Below are 552 nucleotides of genomic sequence, written 5' to 3' on the forward strand. Positions count from 1 at the left end.
TGGAGGGCGGACGGGTCCTCGCGCGGCTCCCGCTGCCCGTGGCGGGCCTCATGAGCGACGCGGATCCGCGCGACGTGGCGCGCGCGCAGGAGGACGTGGAGGCCGCCGCACGCTCGCTGGGCTGCACCCTCCCGAATCCGCTGATCACGCTGAGCTTTCTGGGCCTGACCGTCATTCCCACCCTGAAGGTCACGCCGCTCGGGCTGTACGACGTGGAGGCCCGCGCGTTCGTGGGCCGCGCGGATGTGTCAAGGTAGGGGAGTATGTCCCCGCGCCCTCGACCTGCTGCTGTCCCTCACCGCCGCCGACGCCTTGGGCGCCGCGACCGAGTTCAAGACGCCCGACCGCATCGAGGCGCTCGGGCTGGACCTCACGACGTACCAGCCGGGCTCCCCGTTCGGCTTCGCGCCCGGCGAGGGCACCGACGACAGCCAGATGGCCGTCGCGACGCTCCTCGGCTTCGCGCGTGGCGAGGGCCTCGTGGGCGTGCACGCGGCGTACCTCGACTGGCTGAGCGCCGGACCGCCCGACGCGGGCACCCTCGTGCGCGGC

Annotated in this window: 2 protein-coding genes; both read left to right on the forward strand. The window is 73.9% G+C overall.

Going from position 1 to position 552, the window contains the following annotated elements:
- The coding region (locus DEIPI_RS28250) for an adenine deaminase C-terminal domain-containing protein (protein WP_045233580.1) at positions 1-257 on the forward strand (257 nt) is incomplete at its 5' end.
- On the forward strand, positions 244-552 hold a 309-nt coding region (locus DEIPI_RS0103730; RefSeq protein ID WP_211238236.1), incomplete at its 3' end, for an ADP-ribosylglycohydrolase family protein. The genes DEIPI_RS28250 and DEIPI_RS0103730, both read left to right, overlap by 14 nt.

The sequence above is a fragment of the Deinococcus pimensis DSM 21231 genome (assembly GCF_000519345.1).
Classification (GTDB): domain Bacteria; phylum Deinococcota; class Deinococci; order Deinococcales; family Deinococcaceae; genus Deinococcus_A; species Deinococcus_A pimensis.